Origin of the sequence: Mycobacterium sp. 1465703.0, assembly GCF_001672975.1 — a bacterium.
In the GTDB taxonomy this organism is placed as follows: Bacteria; Actinomycetota; Actinomycetes; order Mycobacteriales; family Mycobacteriaceae; genus Mycobacterium.
In genome coordinates this window covers 1-1,231 of record NZ_LZKU01000271.1, presented here as the reverse complement: position 1 = coordinate 1,231, position 1,231 = coordinate 1, and the positions used below count along the sequence as shown (strand labels likewise).

The 1,231-nt window shown below is 61.4% G+C and carries 1 protein-coding gene; it reads right to left on the bottom strand.

Annotation, left to right across the window (positions count from 1 at the left end; genetic code table 11):
- Positions 1–1,231 (bottom strand): hypothetical protein (locus A5625_RS29745; protein ID WP_067000969.1); only part of this gene is annotated, 1,231 nt, incomplete at both ends.

Sequence of the window (1,231 nt, the reverse complement as noted above, 5' to 3'; positions counted from 1 at the left end):
GTCGGCGTCGATCGTGGCGCAACCCAACGCGCCGTTGCCGTCGGTGCCCGACCACAACCAGCCCGGGCCCGTGGCCGTCCAGCCGTTGAGGTTGTTGTCGAACGAACCGTTGTCGATGATGTTCGACGAACCGTCGGGGAAGTAAATCGGGTCGTAGTTGAATGCGCCTTCGGCCTTCAACGCGAGCTGCGTGACGCCCTTGGTCGTGTCGTCTGAAATCGAAATGATCTTGTGCTCTTGGGAAATGAAGCCGACCCACGGCATATAGCCCGACACGATGATGGTGTCGCCGACGTCGTACGAGCCGCGCGGCGCGTTCGGGTGATCGGGGTTGATCGTGATGGTTTCCCAGTACGGCGGCGTCTGCCGGCGAGCAAGCCGGCGATGCGCCCACGCTTGCGCGCGCTCGTTGCTGTCGATCATGGCGTCGTCTTCGGACAGGTAGCGGCGCAACCGGTCAGGGTCGGCGTTCGCCAGCTCGGAGCTGTATTGCACGCCGGGAAACCAGCCCGTGATACCGACGTCGGTGATGTAGTCGGTTTGGGTCTCGGTGTGCGGCTTGCCCGAAAGCACGTTCTCGTTGAAGACGAACGCGATGTTTTCCTGAATCAGCCCGAGCCGCGGATAGCCCAGTTCGAACGTCTTTTTCACGTCGGTGCGGTCGGCGTTCCATTCGGAAATCTCGCGGTAGTCGAACGGCACGTCACGCGCGAGCGCGTTGATGTAGTCGCCGCAATCGAGCTTGTCGGTCGCGCGCACGAACAGCGCGAAAAAGTTCAGGTTCAACAGGTCGCCGTCGAACGCATAGCCGGCCAGCATTTCGACGCCGGATTCTGGCGGCGATACGGTCACGTCGAGGTTGCCGTTCGGGAAGTCCTCTTGCAGATGCCGCCAGATTTCGACGACCGGCCAGAATGCGTCGACGTCGATTTTCGTGATGTCTTCAAGCCACGGAATGCCCTTCGGGTACGCGGCGAAGCCCTTGCACTTGACATGCAAAATGCCCGTGTTCTCGTCGATGTCGGACGGCTGGACGATGCCCGTGCACCAGATGCGGCGCTTGCCGAGCATCACCTTTTCGATGTGCACGTACTGGCCGTACGACTTGAGGTCAAGCGCCCAGCTCGACGGGTCGTTCGGGTCGACGTCGAACGTCAGGTCGCACCCGTCCGAAAGGTTGCGCTGAATCACGAGATTCGTGACGTCGAGGTCGTAGGTCAGAATCTCGCCG